Genomic DNA, 1005 nt, shown 5'->3' on the forward strand with positions numbered 1-1005 from the left:
TTGAGGAGCTGAAGAAGCTATTCGATAAAGAAGCAGAGAAAAACCATGTCTACCCTATCGATGATCGCACAATGGAACGTGTGAACGCAGAAATTGCGGGCCGACCTGATGCTCTGTTTGGTAAGAAGAGCCTAACGCTTTATGAAGGCGCAAGAGGCATCCCTGAAAACTCCTTCTTAAATATCAAAAATAAATCGTTTGATATTATTGCGGACATTTCAACAGACAATGCGTCAAAGACTAACGGTGTGATTATCGCGCAAGGCGGTAACTTCGGTGGTTGGACGCTATATGTGAAAAACGGCGTCCCAACCTTCGAATATAACTGGTTAACCTACGAGTACACTAAAGTCTCTGGTTCTAAACTAAAAGAAGGCAAGAACGAGATTAAAGTGGCATTCCGTTACGACGAGAACGGCCAAGGTGGTAAAGGTAACGCAGCTGGCAGAGGTAAAGGCGGTAACGTTTATCTCTACGTGAACGATAAGCTTGTTGAGAAGAAACTTATCCCTAACACAAACAGCCGCTTGTTCTCGCTCGACGATGGCGTGGGTATTGGTGAAGATGAAGGTGGCGCGGTGAGTAAAGACTACCAAGCACCATTCGAGTTCAATCAAAAAATTGAACAAGTCACAACCTCTATCGTTCAATAGCGATAAATCTCCTGAGTCATTATGTTAATAGTGGCTCAGGAGTCACTTCGCACTCCCGTTGATTTCCCCAACAATTCATTACTCGAGTTCAAGATGTCCAAAGCCATTGACCTAAACTTAATCAATACATTTATTGTGGTGACCGAGTGCCTTTCTTATACGAAAGCGGCGGATAAATTAGGTGTAACTCAGCCAGCGATAAGTGCTTCCATTAAACGACTAGAGCGCACAACAAACACAAAGTTATTTACGAAGCGAGGGCGAAATATTGAGCTAACCAGCACGGCCCAGAAATGGCTGCCTCAACTGCAACAAGCGCTGAGTGTAATCGATAGCGTGATCACCCAACCTG

At 44.5% G+C, this 1005-nt stretch carries 1 protein-coding gene and 1 pseudogene; both read left to right on the forward strand.

The window, feature by feature from the left end; all coding sequences use genetic code 11:
* A pseudogene (locus R7O12_RS27200) lies at positions 1-653 on the forward strand (arylsulfatase); the annotation flags it as partial.
* 93 nt (positions 654-746) lie between these two features.
* Positions 747-1005, forward strand: a 259-nt coding sequence (locus tag R7O12_RS27205) for a LysR family transcriptional regulator (protein ID WP_318127162.1), incomplete at its 3' end; no start/stop codon positions are given.

Source organism: Vibrio sp. Vb1574, assembly GCF_033338675.1.